General features: G+C 59.8%; 13 protein-coding genes and 2 tRNA genes. 10 read left to right on the top strand and 5 right to left on the bottom strand.

Features of this window, described 5'->3' with window-relative positions; translation table 11 throughout:
• Positions 1 to 157 precede the first annotated feature (157 nt).
• From HDE72_RS02615 to HDE72_RS02600, 4 genes are all read left to right on the top strand, one after another.
• Positions 158 to 607, top strand: a complete 450-nt coding sequence (locus tag HDE72_RS02615) for a MarR family winged helix-turn-helix transcriptional regulator (RefSeq protein ID WP_183737149.1) — start codon at positions 158 to 160, stop codon at positions 605 to 607.
• Positions 608 to 713: 106 nt separating this feature from the next.
• A complete protein-coding gene (locus HDE72_RS02610) occupies positions 714 to 1,181 on the top strand; it encodes a Cif family virulence factor (RefSeq protein WP_221291128.1) in 468 nt (155 codons plus the stop codon).
• Positions 1,182 to 1,211: 30 nt separating this feature from the next.
• Complete coding sequence (locus HDE72_RS02605) at positions 1,212 to 2,144, top strand: MBL fold metallo-hydrolase (protein ID WP_221291127.1); 933 nt, start codon at positions 1,212 to 1,214, stop codon at positions 2,142 to 2,144.
• Positions 2,145 to 2,202: 58 nt separating this feature from the next.
• Positions 2,203 to 2,278 (top strand) — tRNA-Phe (locus HDE72_RS02600).
• Between the two features lie 104 nt (positions 2,279 to 2,382).
• On the opposite strand, the gene HDE72_RS02595 is transcribed toward HDE72_RS02600, so the two are convergent.
• The 4 genes from HDE72_RS02595 to HDE72_RS02580 all read right to left on the bottom strand — a co-directional run bounded on the left by HDE72_RS02595 (position 2,383) and on the right by HDE72_RS02580 (position 8,768).
• On the bottom strand, positions 2,383 to 3,231 hold the full coding sequence (locus HDE72_RS02595; RefSeq protein WP_183737148.1) for a hypothetical protein: 849 nt from the start codon (positions 3,229 to 3,231) through the stop codon (positions 2,383 to 2,385).
• Positions 3,232 to 3,546: 315 nt separating this feature from the next.
• Positions 3,547 to 4,086 (bottom strand): DUF2058 domain-containing protein, encoded by a 540-nt coding sequence (locus tag HDE72_RS02590; RefSeq protein WP_183737147.1) that lies wholly within the window; start codon positions 4,084 to 4,086, stop codon positions 3,547 to 3,549.
• A gap of 73 nt (positions 4,087 to 4,159) precedes the next feature.
• The gene (gene ggt, locus HDE72_RS02585; protein WP_221291138.1) at positions 4,160 to 5,902 is read right to left on the bottom strand and encodes a gamma-glutamyltransferase; all 1,743 of its coding nucleotides are present in this window, start codon (positions 5,900 to 5,902) and stop codon (positions 4,160 to 4,162) included.
• A gap of 319 nt (positions 5,903 to 6,221) precedes the next feature.
• On the bottom strand, positions 6,222 to 8,768 hold the full coding sequence (locus HDE72_RS02580) for a TonB-dependent receptor plug domain-containing protein (protein ID WP_260176374.1): 2,547 nt from the start codon (positions 8,766 to 8,768) through the stop codon (positions 6,222 to 6,224).
• A gap of 321 nt (positions 8,769 to 9,089) precedes the next feature.
• On the opposite strand from HDE72_RS02580, the gene HDE72_RS02575 reads away from it, so the two are divergent.
• From HDE72_RS02575 to HDE72_RS02550, 6 genes are all read left to right on the top strand, one after another.
• Positions 9,090 to 9,341: a PsiF family protein gene (locus HDE72_RS02575; RefSeq protein WP_260176385.1), complete on the top strand. Its 252-nt coding sequence runs from the start codon at positions 9,090 to 9,092 to the stop codon at positions 9,339 to 9,341.
• Positions 9,342 to 9,557: 216 nt separating this feature from the next.
• A complete protein-coding gene (locus tag HDE72_RS02570) occupies positions 9,558 to 11,954 on the top strand; it encodes a S9 family peptidase (protein ID WP_183737144.1) in 2,397 nt (798 codons plus the stop codon).
• A gap of 113 nt (positions 11,955 to 12,067) precedes the next feature.
• Positions 12,068 to 12,505 carry a hypothetical protein gene (locus tag HDE72_RS02565; RefSeq protein ID WP_183737143.1) on the top strand — a complete coding sequence of 146 codons (438 nt, stop codon included), beginning with the start codon at positions 12,068 to 12,070 and terminating at the stop codon, positions 12,503 to 12,505.
• A 94-nt stretch (positions 12,506 to 12,599) separates the two neighbouring features.
• Positions 12,600 to 12,675: transfer RNA gene (locus tag HDE72_RS02560), tRNA-Phe, on the top strand.
• A gap of 259 nt (positions 12,676 to 12,934) precedes the next feature.
• On the top strand, positions 12,935 to 14,182 hold the full coding sequence (locus tag HDE72_RS02555; RefSeq protein WP_183737142.1) for a DUF819 family protein: 1,248 nt from the start codon (positions 12,935 to 12,937) through the stop codon (positions 14,180 to 14,182).
• A gap of 105 nt (positions 14,183 to 14,287) precedes the next feature.
• Positions 14,288 to 16,681, top strand: coding sequence for an acyl-CoA dehydrogenase (locus HDE72_RS02550; protein ID WP_183737141.1), 2,394 nt, complete (start codon positions 14,288 to 14,290; stop codon positions 16,679 to 16,681).
• On the opposite strand, the gene HDE72_RS02545 is transcribed toward HDE72_RS02550, so the two are convergent.
• Complete coding sequence (locus HDE72_RS02545) at positions 16,682 to 17,581, bottom strand: LysR family transcriptional regulator (RefSeq protein WP_183737140.1); 900 nt, start codon at positions 17,579 to 17,581, stop codon at positions 16,682 to 16,684. It lies immediately after the preceding gene.
• Positions 17,582 to 17,745 lie beyond the last annotated feature (164 nt).

Below are 17,745 nucleotides of genomic sequence, written 5' to 3'. Positions count from 1 at the left end.
TTCGGCTCCTTATTTTGTCATCAACTATTACATTAATATATAAACATGGTTTTCATGAATTGGTCCGCCACTGGTGTGCGGTCGAGCAGAAAATTCTTGAATATGGTCTTATATGAGACTATATTGAGTGCCATTAACGTGAATACAGTAAAAACCCATGGCGTCTCCCCTCACTGAGCAAGCGCTTGGCCGCTGCAACAATACGGCCGTGCGCAAGGCTGCGCGCCATCTGACGCGCTTTTACGATGCCCACCTGTCACGCGTCGGACTACGTGCCACCCAGTATGCGATTTTGAACTTGCTGGCACAGCATGGCCCCACCACCATGGCGGCACTGGCAGCGCGTTTGACCATGGACCGCGCCACCATGGGCCACAATCTGCGCCCGCTGGAGCGCGATGGTCTGATCACCATCCGCGTGGGCCAGGCAGATCGCCGCGAACGCGAAGTGGGTTTGTCGGAACTGGGCGCGCAGCGCGAACGGGAGGGCCGCACCGAATGGAATGCTGCGCAAATCCTGTTTGAAGAAGAGTTCGGTCTTGAAGATGCGCTGGCCATGCGCCGCATCATGGCTCGCATTACTCGCCTGGAAATACCTACGCTATAAGCTGACAGAACAGACCCGCTGTACGGGAATAAACAAGCCCAAATACGGGCATATGAGTCTATATTAGAAGAAAGGTTGTATGCATACTTATTCCAGGAAATTGCTGATGACGATCGTTTTCGCCAGCGCGCTAAGCGCGGCCACGCCGGCCGTAGCCGCACCTCACGTCGATGCCAACGATCTGCAAGAGATACGCGCCCTGTTCCTGCGACAGGCGGCCGGCGCCACCGCGCATGACCTCGGCGTCATCGATAGCATATTGGCCCGAGCCGCACCGGGCCAGCCTGACCCGGTCAGCTTTATCGCGCGCGCCTACCAGTTCTGGGGCCGCGACGCGGTGCTCGAGCATTTCCGCGCCACCTTTCAGGGCACCTGGGTGTTCGAGCCGCAGCAGGACGCCATCCGGATTACGCCGCTGGGCCCCGATACGGCGCAGATTTACGCGCCCACGCGCATCACCCTGGGTGCGGCTGGCCAGCCGCCAAAAAACGCCACCTTCCTGATGCATGAAATCGCCATCCGTACCAACGAAGGCTGGCGCATCGCCACCATGGTGCCCGTACCGGCCCAGTGATCCCATTTTTCCCGTTAATAAAGGTAGCGTATGAAACGTCGTGACATGATGAAGCTGGCCTCGCTGACCCTGCTTCCTGTGCTGCCCGGCCTGGCCCGGGCAGCGGCTGATAGCCAGGCATCGGCACTGCAGTACAAGGTGCTAACCGTGAAGCGGCCCGGACTGAGCCGTGATGTGCCGCCGGGCAAGGAAGAGCTGAACTGGGTGGCCAATTCCTCGACCCTGATTTATGGCCAGCGCGAAGCGGTACTGGTCGATACCTTTTTGACGGTGGAGCAGACCCAGGGCCTGGCGGACGCGATTGTCGCCAGCGGCAAGACCTTGAGCACCATCTATATTACCCACGCCCATGGCGACCATTTCTTTGGCCTCAGCATCCTGCAGCAACGTTTTCCAAATGTAAAAGCAGTGGCCACGCCCACGGTGGCGGCCAAAATGCTGCAGCAAATCACGCCCGAGAAATTGAACAGCCGCTGGCGCAAGCTGTTCCCGAACCAGATTCCCGACATCATTTCCACGGCGCAAGCCATGCCAGGCAATCAGCTGACACTGGAAGGTAATGTCTTGAACGTCGTCAATCTCGGCCATACCGATACCGACGACTCTACCTGTTTGCACGTGCCATCGATCAGCCTGGTGGTGGCGGGCGACGCCGTGTATAACGGCATCCACCCTTTCCTCAACGAATCAAACCGGCAAACCCGGCAGGAATGGCTGGCCGCGCTGGACAAGATCGATGCCTTGAAGCCTCGGGCCGTGATAGCCGGCCATAAAATCCCGGGCAACGATGACAACCCAAAAATTGTCGATGAGACACGACAATATTTGCGCGACTTCATCCGCCTGAACGACGCCACCAGCAGCGCGCGCGAACTGTACGAGCAGATGCTGGCCCTGTACCCGGACCGCGCCAACCCCGGCTCCCTGTGGAGCGCCGCCAATACCGCCAAGTCGCCAGCCTAGGCTGGCGTAGCGCAGGGGCTAGCCGACCGATTTCCCATCTGCTATAATCGGCCGCCTTGGCCTGGTAGCTCAGTCGGTAGAGCAGAGGATTGAAAATCCTTGTGTCGGTGGTTCGATTCCGCCCCGGGCCACCAAGAATTGAGCAGTACGTAATAAAAACGCCAACCTTCGGGTTGGCGTTTTTGTTGGTGGCATTCACTGCAGGGCCTGTATTACGCCCTACGTGCAAGCTTATCCATCAGTTACCAGAAATTTTTTCGATAATCCTGACGGCGGTTCCGCCACCGGGCAGCAAGGCACTGGCCAGCTCAGAACCCAATTCAAACAGCATTTCCCGCGTGGTAATCGCCTGCAGCGTGTCCCTGAACCACTGACCATTTTCGAGCACCTCACCGGTCAGGCCATCGACTTCAATCACCCCTACTTTGTCCTCAGTCGTCCAGGTAAATTCAAACGCAAACACGGGGCGATAATACAGGTACACTTTTTCAACTGTAACAATATCTTCCTGAAACTCGTGGGCATTGATCACCTCAGCATCCAGCGTCTGCCGTATTTTTCGCAACAGCATAGGCAATCGTAATTGCGGGACGATTGCTTCAGGCAATTCGAGTACCGTCTGTTCCTGCATCTTGTATTTGTTGATGTAATTGGCCAACACGCCTTTTTTCAGGTCACGCGACAGGCCGTCGAGATAATCGTCGTAATGGATCTTCCGGTGCGAGTACTCGACTGCCTGTAGGTTGATCAAGCGTTTATTTCCCTGTTCGGCGATTGAATATTCCTTGCAGTTGATCAGCACCTTTTTCGCATACGCGTTACCGATCTCTACCGGATAGGTAAGTTCGCGTGAATAATCGACTGAACGGGTAGTCACCACATGCCAGAAGGGTTCATAACGCAAAACGTGCTTGGAAAGAAGCACCGTTTCATCCTTGGGACGCTTGAAAGGATTGAATTTCGCCAGCAGCCCGAAAGCATTCAATTTTTTCTGGTTTGCCTGCTCGGTGGCAGCACTCAGTGGATATACCTGATCGAACACAAATACCTTTTCGGCATTGTCCAGGTATTGAAGAAGTTCCGCCATATGAAGCCTTATAGAGATATTTTCAATATATTAAATACTTAAGTACTTTACATATTAAGTCATTACCTCTGATTTGCGTTGATTCAAATTAGTTCCAAGTTTAGAAATTTTTCACATTAATTATGAAATAAATTTTTCGATGCGGAATTTTATGCAAAAAAATTATTATCGAAAAAATACTTTATACTTTGACAGACAGGAGCTTCAATACCGCCGGGACAAACACCAGCGGTGCAGGGCCTGGCGCGCTACCTGAAAGAGTGTTGCCACAGGCATTTGTCTGCCAGGGCTGAAAATAGGACAGCAAAAGCCGTCTTACCACATCAAATCATCCGGAATCTGGAACGCTGCGTATGGATCGTCCTCATCGACTTCCGTGCTGGCTTGCTTGACGCGCACGACGATGGCGGGGTCGCGTTCGGCGATCTTGTCGGCGATGATGCGCGGCACCAATTCAACGGCGCCACCCAGGCAGATGATGACCAGGCGGCCGGCCACCAGATGGGCTTGCACGGCGGCGGTGACGTAGATGCGCTCGATCTTGTTGTTGAAGGTGAAGTTATACGGCACGTCGCCGTTGTTACCCTTGCTCTGGCGGTTTTTTTGCACCATTTGCGCGATTTGCGCGACGATGGCTTTCTGGTTGGCAGCCGCGTCGCGCTGGGCGTTCAGTTCGCGGGCGCGCTCGGCGTTCTTGCGCTGGATTTCCTGCGCAGCGATGCGCACTTCGTCGACGCTTTGCGTGCCGCTCTTGCGCTCATCCTTCTTTTGCTTGCTCTTGTCCTGGTTGGCCAGCTTGACCTTCTTCTTGTCGACCAGGCCGGCCTTTAAAAACTGCTCTTGCAGGGAGACCATCTGTGCTACTCCGTTATGCCCATGAAAGCCGCTAGCATAGCATCGGCGCCAGCGGCAGTCACTCCTTCAGGCCTCAATAGCCGATGGCAGCACCGGCCGGACGGCGCGCGTCGTTGGCGCCATACAGCCAGCCGGGGCGTACCTTGCCCGATACGCCAGAGTCATTACCCGAGCTGGCAGGTCCGGCGCCAACGGCGGCCGGCAGCCCCTTGAGGATCAGCTCCGTGGCGCCCCACGGCGTCTGCTCGGTCATACTGTAGCCCATGTTTTTCAGGATCGCCAGGGTATCGGGCGAGACGCCGCGCGTTTCGTAATACACCTGGTCGGGCAGCCACTGGTGATGGATGCGCGGCGCATCGACCGCTTCCTGCGGCGCCATGCCATAGTCGATCACGTTGATCGCCGACTGCAGCGTGATGCTGATAATGCGCGAACCGCCGGGCGAACCGAGCACCATATAGGTCTGGCCATCCTTGTTGACCAGGGTTGGCGCCATCGACGACAGCGGCCGCTTGCCCGGTGCAATCGCATTGCTGGCGCCCTGCACCAGGCCATACATATTCTTCGCGCCGATCTTGCTGGTGAAGTCATCCATCTCGTCATTCAGGAAGAAACCGGTGCCCGGTGCAATCACCACGGCACCGAATCGGCCGTTGACGGTATAGGTGGTCGAGACGGCGTTGCCGTCCTTGTCCAGCACCGAATAATGCGTGGTTTCCGGTTTTTCGCGCTGCATGGTTTCCGGCGGTACCAGGCTAGACGGCGTGGCGCGGTCCGGCAGGATCTTGCTGCGAATGTCAGCGGCATAGGATTTGCTGAGCAAATGCTCGACAGGGTTATTGATGAAATCCGGGTCGCCCAGATAACTGTTGCGATCCTTGTAGGCGTGGCGCATTGCCTCGGTCATGTAATGTACGCTGGCCGCCGACTGGAAGCCGAACGCCTTCATGTCGTAGCCTTCGAGGATATTGAGCGTCTGGCACAGCGTCACGCCACCCGAACTTGGCGGCGGCGCCGAGACGAACTGGTAGCCGCGATAAGTACAAGTGAGCGGCGCTGTTTCGGTGGTGGTGTAGGCGGCAAAATCGGCCGCCGTGATGATGCCGCCAGCCGCCTTGGCGGCCTTTTCCACGGCCGCCGGAATGGCGCCCTTGTAGAAAGCGTCCGGGCCGTGGCGTGCAATCGATTCGAGCGTGCGCGCCAGGTCTTTCTGCACCAGCCGGTCGCCCGGCTGCAGCGGCGTGCCATCCTTGCGCAGGAAAATGCGCGCCGCTTCCGGGTCTTTCTTGAAGTAGGCCACCGTGGTGTCGATAATGTCGGTGTCGCCGCGGTTGAGAATGTAACCCTCGCGCGCCAGCTTGATGGCGGGCGCCATCACCTGGGCACGCGTCAGCTTGCCGTACTGGCGCTGGGCGCGCTCGAAACCGGCCACCGTGCCTGGGACGCCCACGGCCAGGTAGCCGTGCAGGCTGGCGCCAGGCTTGATTTTGCCATCCGCATCAAGATACATGTCGGCGCTGGCGGCAGCCGGCGCCTTTTCGCGGAAGTTGATGAACGTATCCTTGCCATTGGCCAGGTGGATGGTCATGAAACCGCCGCCACCGATATTGCCGCAGCAGGCATTGACCACCGCCTGCGCGTAGCCGACAGCGACTGCCGCATCGACCGCATTGCCGCCCATTTTCAGGATATCGACGCCGACCTGGCTGGCCAGGTGCTGCGACGACACCACCATGCCGTGCTGCGCTTCGACGGCCGGCAGGGACACCGCCTGCGCGCTGCCGGCCAGGGCCAGCGTGAGTAAAGCCGCTGTCATCAGGGGCTGGCGTTGGTATAGGGGGCGATGGCTGACTGTCATGGTACTTCCTTGTAAAAACGTCTGTTCAAAACAAACAGGGGATGGCGGCGCAATCTGGCCAGCCCTCCCCTGCACGCACACTGCTGCGTGAGCAAGCTTTTTTAATGATAGCCTGAAGCGCGCAAATGGCGCAGCAAGGCGTATGCCACCACCGCGAAACACCACGGCGCGCTTGAAGCCGGGCGCCAGCAGTTTTCTGAATGTGGGGGACATGCTGGTTCCTCGGTGCGGTGATGAAGCCCCAAAGCAAGCCCTGGGCTTGCTTTAGGGTTAAAACTTAAAACTTGTAGCTGGCCCGCGCATACACAAACCGTCCGCCGCGGCCAAACGGGGCGCGGTTGGCGTACGGCACGGCGCCGGTGGTGTTGAGTGTAGCCGGCACGGCATCGGGATAGATGTCGAACAGGTTGTCGGCGCCAAAGGCCAGCTGGGTCGACTTGGTCAACTCGTAACGGCCTTCCAGGTTGACGATGGTCTTGGGCGAGATCACGAAATCGGTGGCGGCCGTACTGCCAGCCGACATCGTCTCGCCATAGCGGGTCGCGCTGGCAGTCACGCCGACATCTTTCAGCTTCCAGTTGACCGACGCGGTGACCTTGTTTTTCGGCTGGCCCCGTTCCAGACCGATCACGTTGGAGCGGCCGAACAGCACCGGTGCAGGATTAAGCGCCGCCAGTTCGGACGTTTCCGGCACACGCGTCACTTCGGTCTTGTTGTAGTTGCCAGCCAGCGTAAAGTCGAAGCGCCCTGCCGCAGCCGCCTTCCATGGCCAATTGACCACCACGTCCAGGCCCTTGGTGCTGGTATCGACACCGTTGATAAAGAAGCGCGCGCCGCCCACGCCGGTAAAGCCTTGGCTGGTCAGGTAATTGCGCACGGCGGCCGAGGTCAGGTTTTCCGACAGCACGATACGGTTGTCGATATTGATGCGGTAAGCATCGGCAGTCACACTCAGGTCGCCAAAGCGCAGCACCGCGCCGAGCGAGAAGTTGACCGATTTTTCAGCGTCGAGCGGCTTGGCGCCCAAGGCCACGGCCGCCGCGTCGTTCGGGCGGAAGGTGGCGATATTGTAGGCCACGCCATCGATAAAGGTCATCGAGGTGGAGGTGTAGAACTGCTGCTGCGGCGATGGCGCGCGCAAGCCGTTCTGCACCGAACCGCGTAACGCAAACGCCGGCGTAAAGTCATAGCGGGCAGCGGCCTTGCCGGTCAGGTTGTTGCCGAAATCCGAATAACGTTCGGCGCGCGCCGCAAACGAGGTCAGCAGTTTTGATGTCAGCTTGGTTTCCAGGTCAACAAACGCGCCCGTCGAATGGCGGCCCTTGTCGATCGCATTGTCCGGCGTATAGCCGGGGAAGACCTGCGCGCCGGCTGCCGCTGGCGTGCCGTTGGCCAGCAGCTGGCCGCCGTAGCGGTAGGAATCGGGTTCGCCGGCAAACAGTTGGTAGTTTTCATAGCGCACTTCAGCGCCCACCGCCAGGTTCAACGGCGCCGGCAGAAACGAGACCGGCACCGGGCGCACGGCGGTGAAGTTGGCCGCTACCTGCTGGTAGGCAAAGCCACCAGCGTCGAACGAGGTCTTGCTGCTTGCGCCTATCGAGCGGTTCAGCGAGTTTTCCACCTCAAACGACATCTTGTTGCGACCATAGGTCAGCGACAAGTCGTAGTCCCAACCATGACCACTCCAGCTGGTGCCGATGGCGCCACTGTAGTCATCGACCGTCGGCGCGATAATTGGCAGATAGCCGTTCGGATACACCGACAGGATGTTTTCATCTTGCAGCGGACGGCGGAAGAAACCGGCCGATTCGGTCTCGCGGCGCTGATAACTGGCCCAGCCATAAATCTTCTGGCCGTCCGCCAGCGTCTGGCCGGCATTGGCAAACAGGGTAGCCTGCTTGAGCTCCGGGTCGCCCGACCAGGTGTCATAGCGGTTGACGGTCAGTTCGCGCGGATCGAAAGCGCCGTTGACCTTCGCATAGAACTGGCGCGTATCGTAGCCGCTGCGCTCGGAGTGCTTCTGCTTTTTCAACTCTGCCGCGACCGTCAGAAAACCGTCTTCGCCCAGGCTGAAGCCTTTCCAGCCGCCCACCGTCAGCGTTACGCCATCGGTGCGGCTGCGGGTGGTGGGCGCCGTCAGCGCCAGTCCGGCCGGCAGGGTGCCGGGGTTGAAACCGTAGGTGGTATTGCGTTCGCCGCCGTTGATAAACAGCGCACCGCCGCTGCTGTTTTCACGCAGGCGCATATTGATCACGCCGGCAATGGCGTCGGAGCCATATTGCGCGGCAGCACCGTCGCGCAGCACTTCCACGCTGTTGATGATGCTCGAAGGAATCGTGTTCAAGTCGGCCGACGCCGAACCGCGACCGACCGAGCCGTTGACATTAACCAGCGCTGATGAATGGCGGCGCTTGGAGTTGACCAGTACCAGCACCTGGTCTGGCGACAGGCCGCGCAAGGTGACCGGACGTACCGAGTCGGTAGCGTCCACCAGGCCCGGCCGTGGAAAATTGAGCGCAGGCAGCGCATTGGCCAGCGACTGGCTCAGTTCGGTCACGCCGACATTGTTGAGTGTTTCGGCCGATACCACATCGACCGCCGACGCGGTGTCGAGTACCGAACGGTTCGAGACGCGCGTCCCCGTGACGATGACCTGGGTCGCGGCCACGTCGGCAGTGTCGGTTTGTTGCTGTGCGTAGACAGGCGTCTGCATGGCCGCGCCAGCGCACAGTACGCCGATGGCATAGCTGAATGGTGTCAGTGGCGTGCGCCGTAAAGAAAACCCTGATTGCTGCTTGCGATTGATGTGCTGCATCCCTGACATGATTGCCTTTCGTTATTGTGTCGCGGCAATATAAAGGCCAGCATATCAAAAAAGAACGAACAATACCGAATAAGCTTGCGTAAAAATTTCAAATACAAACAATAATTTTGCAGTGATGCGTCGATACATATAAATATATGGCACCAGGCATTGCACGACGCACAAAACGATATCAGTGGCGCAATATGCCGAAAATGCATATAGTTAATTGCCTGTCTCACATTGATCTTTCACCCTCGCCTGTCAAAAGGATGCGCCATGAAAACCACGCTTACTGCTAGTATCACCGCCACCCTGTTCGCTCTTTGCTGCAGCACGGCAATGGCGGCCGATGCCCCAAAGGCAGCCAACAGCCAGCAATCAAAGATGGCTGCCTGTAACGCCGATGCCAGCGGCAAGAAGGGCGATGAACGCAAGGCGTTCATGAAGGAATGCCTGAGCGCCAAGCCAGCCCCAGCCATCGCCATGACACAGCAAGACAAGATGAAAGCGTGCAATACCGACGCTGCCGGCAAGAAAGGCGATGAGCGCAAGACATTCATGAAATCCTGTTTGAGCGCACCGAAGAAATAAGCGCTGTCGCAACCCAGACCACGCCAGCCGCCGAGCTGGCGTTTTTTATGCACGCTCCACTCCTAGCCCCGGCTGCTACTTCCGGTTAAAACGCAGCTTCCCCATCCCAGCCGGGCTTAGCTTTCCGGCATTTCCGCAACGAAATTCCTACGCTAGAATAGTCCGCTTCTGGCCCCGCCATCTACGCCACCCTCTCCTTCTTTAAAGCGATTTCCCATGCGTCTGGCTCTTCCTGTTCGTCCACTGCTGCTGACCCTGCTGGCAGCCTTTTTTCCCGCCGTCCATGCAGCACCGTCCGCTACTGCGCCAACGCCGATTACACTCGATCAGGCGATGGCCAATCCCGACTGGATAGGTACCCCCGTCGAAGCGGCATGGTGGGGCTGGAATGGCCAGATTTACTACAAGCAAAAACGCCTGGCTTCGCCTTTGCGCGACACCGTGCAAATCGCCGGCGCCAGCGCCAAACTCAATAGCGGCAAGCAGGTCGAAGACAGCCAGCTGGCCAATCTGGACGGTCCGAATATGGTCTACAACCGGGCCGGCACGCGCGCCATCCTGCTGCGCAATAGCGACCTGTTTGAACGCGACCTGAAAAGCGGCGCACTGACGCAAATCACGCGTGGCGTGTTCGGCATCAGCGACCCGCAATACTCCAACGACGGCAACGCCGTGCAATACCGCAGCGGCAATGACTGGTTCAGCTGGAGCCGCGCCGAGCGCCTGAGCGCCCCAGTCGCCTTGTTGCGCGCGGTCAAGGACCCGGACGCCAAACCCGACGCCGACAGCCAGCGCGACCTGCAACTGCGCTTGATCGTCAACCTGGCGCGCCAGAAGGAAGACCGCGACACCAGCCGCGACCGCCGCCAGGAAGAGCGCCGTGCCGACGCCACCCGCGCGCCCGCACCGATCTACCTGGGCGACAAGGTGACAATTTCCGGCAGCGCGCTGTCGCCGGACGGCCGCTGGCTGCTGTTCGTCACGCAAGACAAGAGCGCCGACAAGGGCAAGGTCGGCAAACTGGCCCGCTACGTCACGGAAACGGGTTACCCGGAAATCGATGATGAACGCACCCGCGTGGGCCGCAACATGCCGATCGCGCAAACCCTGCATCTGGCCGACCTGCGTACCGGCACCGTGCGCGAGATCGCTTTCGACAGCCTGCCCGGCATCGCCACCGATCCGCTGGCCGCTTTGCGCGTAGAACAAAAACTGCCTGCGTTGAAAGGCAACCGGCCGGTCACGGTCGATGCCCAGCGCGACGGCATCGCCTGGACCGACGATGGCAGCAAGGTAGCCGTGCTGGTGCGCGCCATCGATAATAAAGACCGCTGGATCTCTACCGTCGACCTGGCCAATGGCACGCTGGTGCCGGCGCACCGCATCAGCGACGTAGCCTGGGTCAACCGCCGCGCCGACGAATTCGGCTGGCTGCCCGACAACGCCACCCTGTGGTATCTGTCCGAGGAAAGCGGCTACGCCCATCTGTACACGAAAACCGGCGCCGCCCCGGCGCGCGCGCTCACCCATGGCAACTGGGAAGTAAGCAATGTGGAATGGAGCCGCGACGGCAAGCATGCCTATTTCGTCTGCAACCCGCAAGCGCCCGGCACCTATGAAGTGTGCGCCACCACCGCCAAAGACGGCGGCGAACGCGAAGTGACGTCCTTGAAGGGCGTGGAAAACTTTGGCCTGTCGCCCGACAACAGCAAGCTGCTGGTGCGTTATTCCAGCAGCTATGTGCCGCCGCAACTGGCCACCATTTCTGTCGCAGGCGGCAAGGCGAATGTGCTGACCGATACCCGCAGCGATGCCTTCAAGGCACGCAACTGGATCATGCCGCAACTGGTGCAAGTGCCGTCCACGCATGGCGCGGCGCCGATCTGGGCCAAGCTGTATCGCCCGGCCCAGCTGGAAGCTGGTAAACAATACCCGGTCGTGATGTTTGCCCACGGCGCCGGCTACTTGCAGAACGTAACGGAACGCTATCCGGTCTACTTCCGTGAACAGATGTTCCACAACCTGCTGGTGGAACAGGGGTTTATCGTGCTCGACGTCGACTACCGCGCCTCGCTCGGTTATGGCAGCGCCTGGCGCACGGCCATCTACCGCCAGATGGGCCACCCTGAGCTGGAAGACTTTGTGGACGGCGCCAACTGGCTGGCCGCGACGCAGCAGGGCGACATCAAGAACGTGGGCATCTATGGCGGCAGCTATGGCGGCTTCATGAGCCTGATGGCACTGATGCGCGCACCGGAAGTGTTCAAGTCGGGCGCTGCGCTGCGCCCGGTGACCGACTGGACCACCTACAACCACGAATACACGGCCAATATCCTGAACACGCCGGAACTCGATCCGCAAGCCTATAAAACCTCGTCGCCGATCGAATATGCCGACAAGCTGACAGGCAACCTCTTGATCGCGCACGGCATGATCGACGACAACGTGTTTTACCAGGACTCCGTACGCCTGTCGCAGCGCCTGATCGAGCTGAAAAAGGATAAATGGGAAATGGCCAGCTACCCGATGGAGCGCCACGGCTTCGTGCAGCCGGAAGCGTGGTACGACGAATACCGCCGTATCGATGAATTGTTCCAGCGTACCTTGAAGTAATTCTCAAGTAGTTATCAGTAAGAACGATGCCCGCCCCGCGCGGGCATTTTTCATGCGGCACCTCGCTGCGAATCGTGCTTGCCATTTCCATAAGCGTGGCACATGATGAAGGCATGAAAACACCTATCTTCCCTACCTTGCTGCGCTTTCTATGCGTCGGCGCCTTGCTGCTTGCCACCAGCGCCTGCAGCGCCCCCGCGCAAGACGCGAATGCCCCTGCCACCCCTGCCCCCAGCCAGGCCAGCTTGCTGGAACAGATCAAGACGGAAGTGGGCAACGCTGCATGCGATTCCACCGAGCAATGCCAAACCATCGCCATCGGCGCCAAGGCTTGCGGCGGCCCGGAACGCTACCTGGCCTGGTCCAGCAAGAGCAATGACGGCAAGAAAATCAAGGCGCTGGCCTACGCGCAAGCGGAAGCCAGCCGCCGGCAACAGCAAAACGACGGCATGCTGTCGACCTGCTCCATCATCACCGACCCGGGCGCCAGCTGCGTGGCGGGCCGCTGCGAACTGCAAAAACCAAACTTGAACGGCGGTTCGGCCTTATAAGAGTATCAAAAAAGAAAGTTTCGACCATCTGTTGCATTTGAACACAAGATGCTCTGGTCAGGCTTGGAGTCTTTCTGTTATAATTCTCCGCCTTGGCCTGGTAGCTCAGTCGGTAGAGCAGAGGATTGAAAATCCTTGTGTCGGTGGTTCGATTCCGCCCCGGGCCACCAAGAATTCAGCAGTACATATTAAAACGCCAACCTTCGGGTTGGCGTTTTTGTTTTTGCCGGTTTATTTCCCTCCCCTCAGCAACACTTCCCCGACTTTTTGTCACCAAGCAAGACAACCAACTATTGCCTTCCATGCAATGTAGAATGCAGCCGCAGTCCGCAATCTGTACGACGAGCGCCTGGCCATGAGCTGGCCGCTTGCCTTACGTGGCGCAGCGATCGTGCGCCATGACACACACTCTTTGCCTGAGGGAACTAGATGCCTCCTGTTACTACCGCTTTGATCACCAATGATGCTGTTGTCCTCGGTTTGCTGGCCATTACGCTGGGCGCCGTCTTCTGGACGTCGTCGAGAACCACCGGCTTCTGGTCCAGGTTTTATACCTACGTCCCTTCCCTGCTGATGTGCTATCTGATCCCTGCCCTGCTGAACACGGCCGGCATCATCGATGGCAATGCTTCGGCCCTGTATGGCGTGGCGCGCGATTATCTGCTGCCGAGCGCACTGGTTTTGCTGTGCATCGCCATCGATTTCGGCGCCCTGATGCGTCTGGGCCCCAAGGCCATCATCATGTTCCTGACCGGCACCGTCGGCGTGATGCTGGGCGCGGTGGTCGCGTTCGAGGCCGTACGCCTGATCCACCCTGAAACGGTGGCCGGTGAAACCTGGCGCGGCATGACCACCGTGGCCGGTTCCTGGATAGGCGGCGGCGCCAACCAGGCGGCGATGAAGGAAGTGTTTGAAGTCGACGCCACCCTGTTTGGCCAGTTTGTCGCCGTTGACGTGCTGGTCGCCAATGTCTGGATGGCCGTGCTGCTGTTCATGGCCAGCCGCGCCAAGGCCTTCGACCGCTGGACGGGCGCCGACCTGTCGGCCATCAACGCACTGAAAGACCGCATCGAAACCTATAAAGCCCAGCATGCGCGCATTCCCGGCCTGAATGATGTGATGATGATACTGGCCATCGGCCTGGGCGCTACCGGCCTGTCGCACTTTTTGGCGGCCCCGACGGTGGCATGGATCGCCACCTTGCCGGCCGAATGGCGCTTGCAGGATTACAGCCTGACGTCGGGCTTCTTCTGGATCGTCGTGCTGGCCACCACCATCGGCTTGCTGCTGAGCTTTACCAGGGCGCGCAGCCTGGAAGGCGCGGGCGCCTCGACCATCGGTTCGGCCATGCTGTATATATTAGTTGCCACCATCGGCATGCACATGGACCTCAAGGCGCTGTTCGACAAGCCTTTCCTGTTCCTGCTGGGCTTGATCTGGATCGCCGTGCATGGCGGCCTAATGCTGCTGATGGCAAAGCTGATACGCGCACCGCTGTTCTTCATGGCCGTCGGCTCGCAAGCCAATATCGGCGGCGCCGCTTCTGCGCCGGTCGTCGCCAGCGCTTTCCATCCGGCATTGGCGCCGGTCGGCGTGCTGCTGGCCGTGCTCGGTTATGCGCTGGGCACCTATGGCGCTTACATCACCGGCTTGCTGCTGCGCTCGATGGCAACTTAGAAACTAGCCGGGCGGCGTTGCCGAAGACGCCGCCTATGCGCTATACCGCACAGAAAGCTCGACCGCATCGGCCTACCCTGTTCTTATTAAAACAGGGAGACACGCATGCTGACGATATTTCTGATGGCGCTAGTGCTGATTGTGCTTTGCCTGATTGCACTGTTTGCCGTCGCCCCCCTGCGCCGCGCGCTGATTACCCCGCACATCCTCGCGCTGTTCAAGCGCATCCTGCCCAGCATGTCCGATACCGAACGCGACGCGCTCGAAGCGGGCACTACCTGGTGGGATGCCGACCTGTTTTCCGGCCAGCCAGACTGGCCCAAATTGCTGGCCCATACCGGCCCCACGCTGACTGCCGAAGAGCGCCACTTTCTCGACCATGATGTCGATCAACTGTGCGATATGGTCAATGACTGGGACACCCAGCAGGGACTGGACTTGCCGCCGCAAGCCTGGACCTATATCAAGCAGCAAGGTTTTCTCGGCATGATCATTCCGAAGCAATATGGCGGCAAGGAATTTTCCGCCTATATGCATTCGCAAGTGGTCATGAAACTGTCGACGCGCTGCTCGGCGCTGGCCGTCACGGTGATGGTGCCCAATTCACTGGGACCGGCCGAATTGCTGCTGCACTATGGCACCGACGAACAGAAAAACCATTATTTGCCACGATTGGCTGCCGGCCTGGAAATTCCCTGCTTTGCGCTGACCAGCCCGTATGCCGGTTCCGATGCGGCGGCGATTCCCGATCACGGCGTGGTCTGCATGGGCGAGCATGAAGGCCGCGCCACCGTGGGCATACGCCTCACCTGGAACAAGCGCTACATCACGCTGGCGCCGGTGGCCACCTTGCTGGGGCTGGCATTCAATACCAGCGACCCCGACCGTCTATTGTCCGACGATGCAGCGCCCGGCATTACCTGCGCGCTGATTCCGGCCAAGCATGACGGCGTGGTGATCGGCCGCCGCCACCATCCTTTGAACGCTGTGTTCCAGAACGGCCCGACCTCGGGCAAGGATGTGTTCATTCCCATCGACTGGGTGATCGGCGGCAAGGCGCAAGTGGGCAAGGGCTGGCGCATGCTGATGGAATGCCTGGCGGCCGGGCGCGCCATTTCACTGCCTTCGTCCAGCGTGGGCATGGCCAAGATGGCCGTGCGCGGCACCAGCGCCTATGCGGCCGTGCGGCGCCAGTTCAATATGCCGATCGGCAAATTCGAAGGGGTGCAGGAAGCGCTGGCGCGCATGGGCGCCAATTTGTACCTGATGGATGCGGCGCGCAGGCTGTCGGCGCGGGCCGTGGACCTGGGTGAAAAGCCGGCCGTGATTTCCGCCATCGTCAAATACCATGTCACCGAACGGGGACGCGCACTGGTCAATGACGGCATGGATATCCTTGGCGGCAAGGGCATCTGCATCGGGCCCAATAATTTCCTGGCCAATGCCTATCAGCAAATCCCCATCGCCATCACCGTCGAGGGCGCCAATATACTCACCCGCAGCCTGATCATCTTTGGCCAGGGCGCCATCCGCGCCCATCCGTATGTGCTCAAGGAAATGGCCGCCGTCAAGGAGACCGAACACCGCAAAGCCCTGCAAGACTTCGACCAGGCATTCTTCGGCCACGTCGGCTTTGTGTTGGGCAACATTGCACGGGGACTCTGGTATGGCCTGGGCGGTGCACGGCTGGCTGCCGTGCCCGACGCCGGCGCGCCCGAACTGGCGCCTTATTACCGCGCCGTCACGCGATTGTCGACGGCCTTTGCCGTGATGACCGATATGTCGATGTTTGTGCTCGGTGGCGAACTCAAGCGGCGCGAACGGATTTCCGCGCGCCTGGGCGATGTGCTGTCGCAACTGTATTTGGCTTCGTCTGTGCTGAAACGTTATGAAGATGACGGACGGCCTCAGGCCGACCTGCCCTATGTCCACTGGGCGCTGCAAGATACCCTGTGCAAGGCGCAGCAAGGCTTGAGCGGCGTGCTGGACAATTTCCCCGCGCGGGGACTGGCAGTCTTGCTGCGCGTCTGGCTGTTTCCTTTCGGCCTGCCGCATCGCCCGCCTTCCGATGAACTGGGCAGTGCAGTGACGCAGGCCATGCAAACGCCGGGCGCCGACCGCGAGCGCCTGCTTGCCGATTGCTACGTGGCAAACGATGCGGGCGATCCGCTGGCCCGTGGCGAAATGGCGCTGGACTTGCTGTCCGAGGTGGTGGCCATCGAAAAACGCCTGAAAGACACGCCGCAAGGCGCGGCCCTCAAGCACTTGCCGCAAAGCGTATCAGCCATGCAGGAGTGGCTGAGTGCAGCGGCCGCTTCTGGTTCGATCAGCTGCCAGGAGCACAATACCTTGCTGGAATTCACTCGTTTGGTTGACGCAGCAATTCAGGTTGACGACTTTCCACCGCAGCCATCACAGCCTGCAGATACGGTGAACATCCAGAAACCCGTTCTGGACGACCATCGTCTTGCCAGCGAAAAGCAGGGAGTCGAGGTCTGATCAAGCCGCCAATTCGTCGACCAGGAAATCGATGAAGCGCCGCACCCTGGGCTCCAGCAGCCGCCGGGTCGGGTAGATGGTGACGATTTTCACTTCGTCGAGCGGCAAGTCCGGCAACACCTGCAGCAGCCGTCCCGCCTCCAGATCGCCGGCAACCAGGAAATCGGGCAGCAGCGCGATGCCGTCGCCGGCCAGGACGGCATCGCGGATGGCGTCGCCGCTATCGAGGCGCAAACGGCTGCGTCCAGGCAACTTGCCTGTGCTGTCATCCCCAAAGATCCGCCAGGGTTGACGGCGATTACGGCTGCTGAAGATCAAACAATCGTGTGCGGCCAGCGCGTCGCTGTCGAGCGGCAGCCCTCGCTCGGCCAGGTAAGCGGGGGACGCGCACAGCACAGCCTGGTGGCGGGCCAGCACGCGCGATACCAGCCGGGTATCGGGCGGCGCTTCGCCGATGCGGATGGCCAGGTCAAATCCCTCTTCGACAATATCGGCCTGGCGGTCCGTAAAACTGACCTCGGCCTGCAGCTCGGGCCAGGCGGCCAGATAGCGGCGCAGCAGCGGCAAGATCACCAGGCGGCCGTAGGCGTCGGGCAAGGTCAGCCGCAAGACGCCGCGCGGCGTGCCCCCTCCCGCCCCCACAGCCACGCTGGACTCGGCCTCGTCGACGGCCGCCAGTATCTGCAAGCCCCGCTCATAAAAAACGCGGCCTTCATCGGTCAGGCTCAGGGCGCGGGTCGTCCGGTGCAGCAGGCGCACGCCCAGCCGTTCTTCGAGCCGGTTCACGGCCTTGCCGGCTGCCGAACGGCTCAAGCCCATGGCCGTGCCGCCCGCAATGAAACTGCCTTCATCGACCACGGCCATGAAGACCAGAATCTCGTTCAGATTCGCGCGCAACATACGGTTATTTCTCTTTCTCCAGCGCCAGGCCAGCTACTATATCAACACCATTTGGGATGGTTTATCCCCTCTGTGCCGCCCTCCGTTCGCCTATAGGCTGGCGATACCTCGCTATACTTTTCCCACCTCGCCGATCTCCGGCGAAGCAAGACAACACTGAGGAA

The sequence above is a fragment of the Janthinobacterium saanense genome (assembly GCF_014200675.1).
In the GTDB taxonomy this organism is placed as follows: Bacteria; Pseudomonadota; Gammaproteobacteria; order Burkholderiales; family Burkholderiaceae_D; genus Janthinobacterium.
The sequence above is the reverse complement of the archived record's forward strand: the minus strand, read 5'-3'. Positions and strand labels throughout refer to the sequence as shown.

Bases quoted from the DNA above. Each gene is read 5' to 3' on its own strand.
- HDE72_RS02615 (WP_183737149.1), top strand. From the start codon at position 158: ATGGCGTCTCCCCTCACTGAGCAAGCGCTTGGCCGCTGCAACAATACG.
- HDE72_RS02610 (WP_221291128.1), top strand. From the start codon at position 714: ATGACGATCGTTTTCGCCAGCGCGCTAAGCGCGGCCACGCCGGCCGTA.
- HDE72_RS02605 (WP_221291127.1), top strand. From the start codon at position 1,212: ATGAAACGTCGTGACATGATGAAGCTGGCCTCGCTGACCCTGCTTCCT.
- HDE72_RS02595 (WP_183737148.1), bottom strand. From the start codon at position 3,231: ATGGCGGAACTTCTTCAATACCTGGACAATGCCGAAAAGGTATTTGTG.
- HDE72_RS02590 (WP_183737147.1), bottom strand. From the start codon at position 4,086: ATGGTCTCCCTGCAAGAGCAGTTTTTAAAGGCCGGCCTGGTCGACAAG.
- ggt (WP_221291138.1), bottom strand. From the start codon at position 5,902: ATGACAGCGGCTTTACTCACGCTGGCCCTGGCCGGCAGCGCGCAGGCG.
- HDE72_RS02580 (WP_260176374.1), bottom strand. From the start codon at position 8,768: ATGTCAGGGATGCAGCACATCAATCGCAAGCAGCAATCAGGGTTTTCT.
- HDE72_RS02575 (WP_260176385.1), top strand. From the start codon at position 9,090: ATGGCGGCCGATGCCCCAAAGGCAGCCAACAGCCAGCAATCAAAGATG.
- HDE72_RS02570 (WP_183737144.1), top strand. From the start codon at position 9,558: ATGCGTCTGGCTCTTCCTGTTCGTCCACTGCTGCTGACCCTGCTGGCA.
- HDE72_RS02565 (WP_183737143.1), top strand. From the start codon at position 12,068: ATGAAAACACCTATCTTCCCTACCTTGCTGCGCTTTCTATGCGTCGGC.
- HDE72_RS02555 (WP_183737142.1), top strand. From the start codon at position 12,935: ATGCCTCCTGTTACTACCGCTTTGATCACCAATGATGCTGTTGTCCTC.
- HDE72_RS02550 (WP_183737141.1), top strand. From the start codon at position 14,288: ATGCTGACGATATTTCTGATGGCGCTAGTGCTGATTGTGCTTTGCCTG.
- HDE72_RS02545 (WP_183737140.1), bottom strand. From the start codon at position 17,581: ATGTTGCGCGCGAATCTGAACGAGATTCTGGTCTTCATGGCCGTGGTC.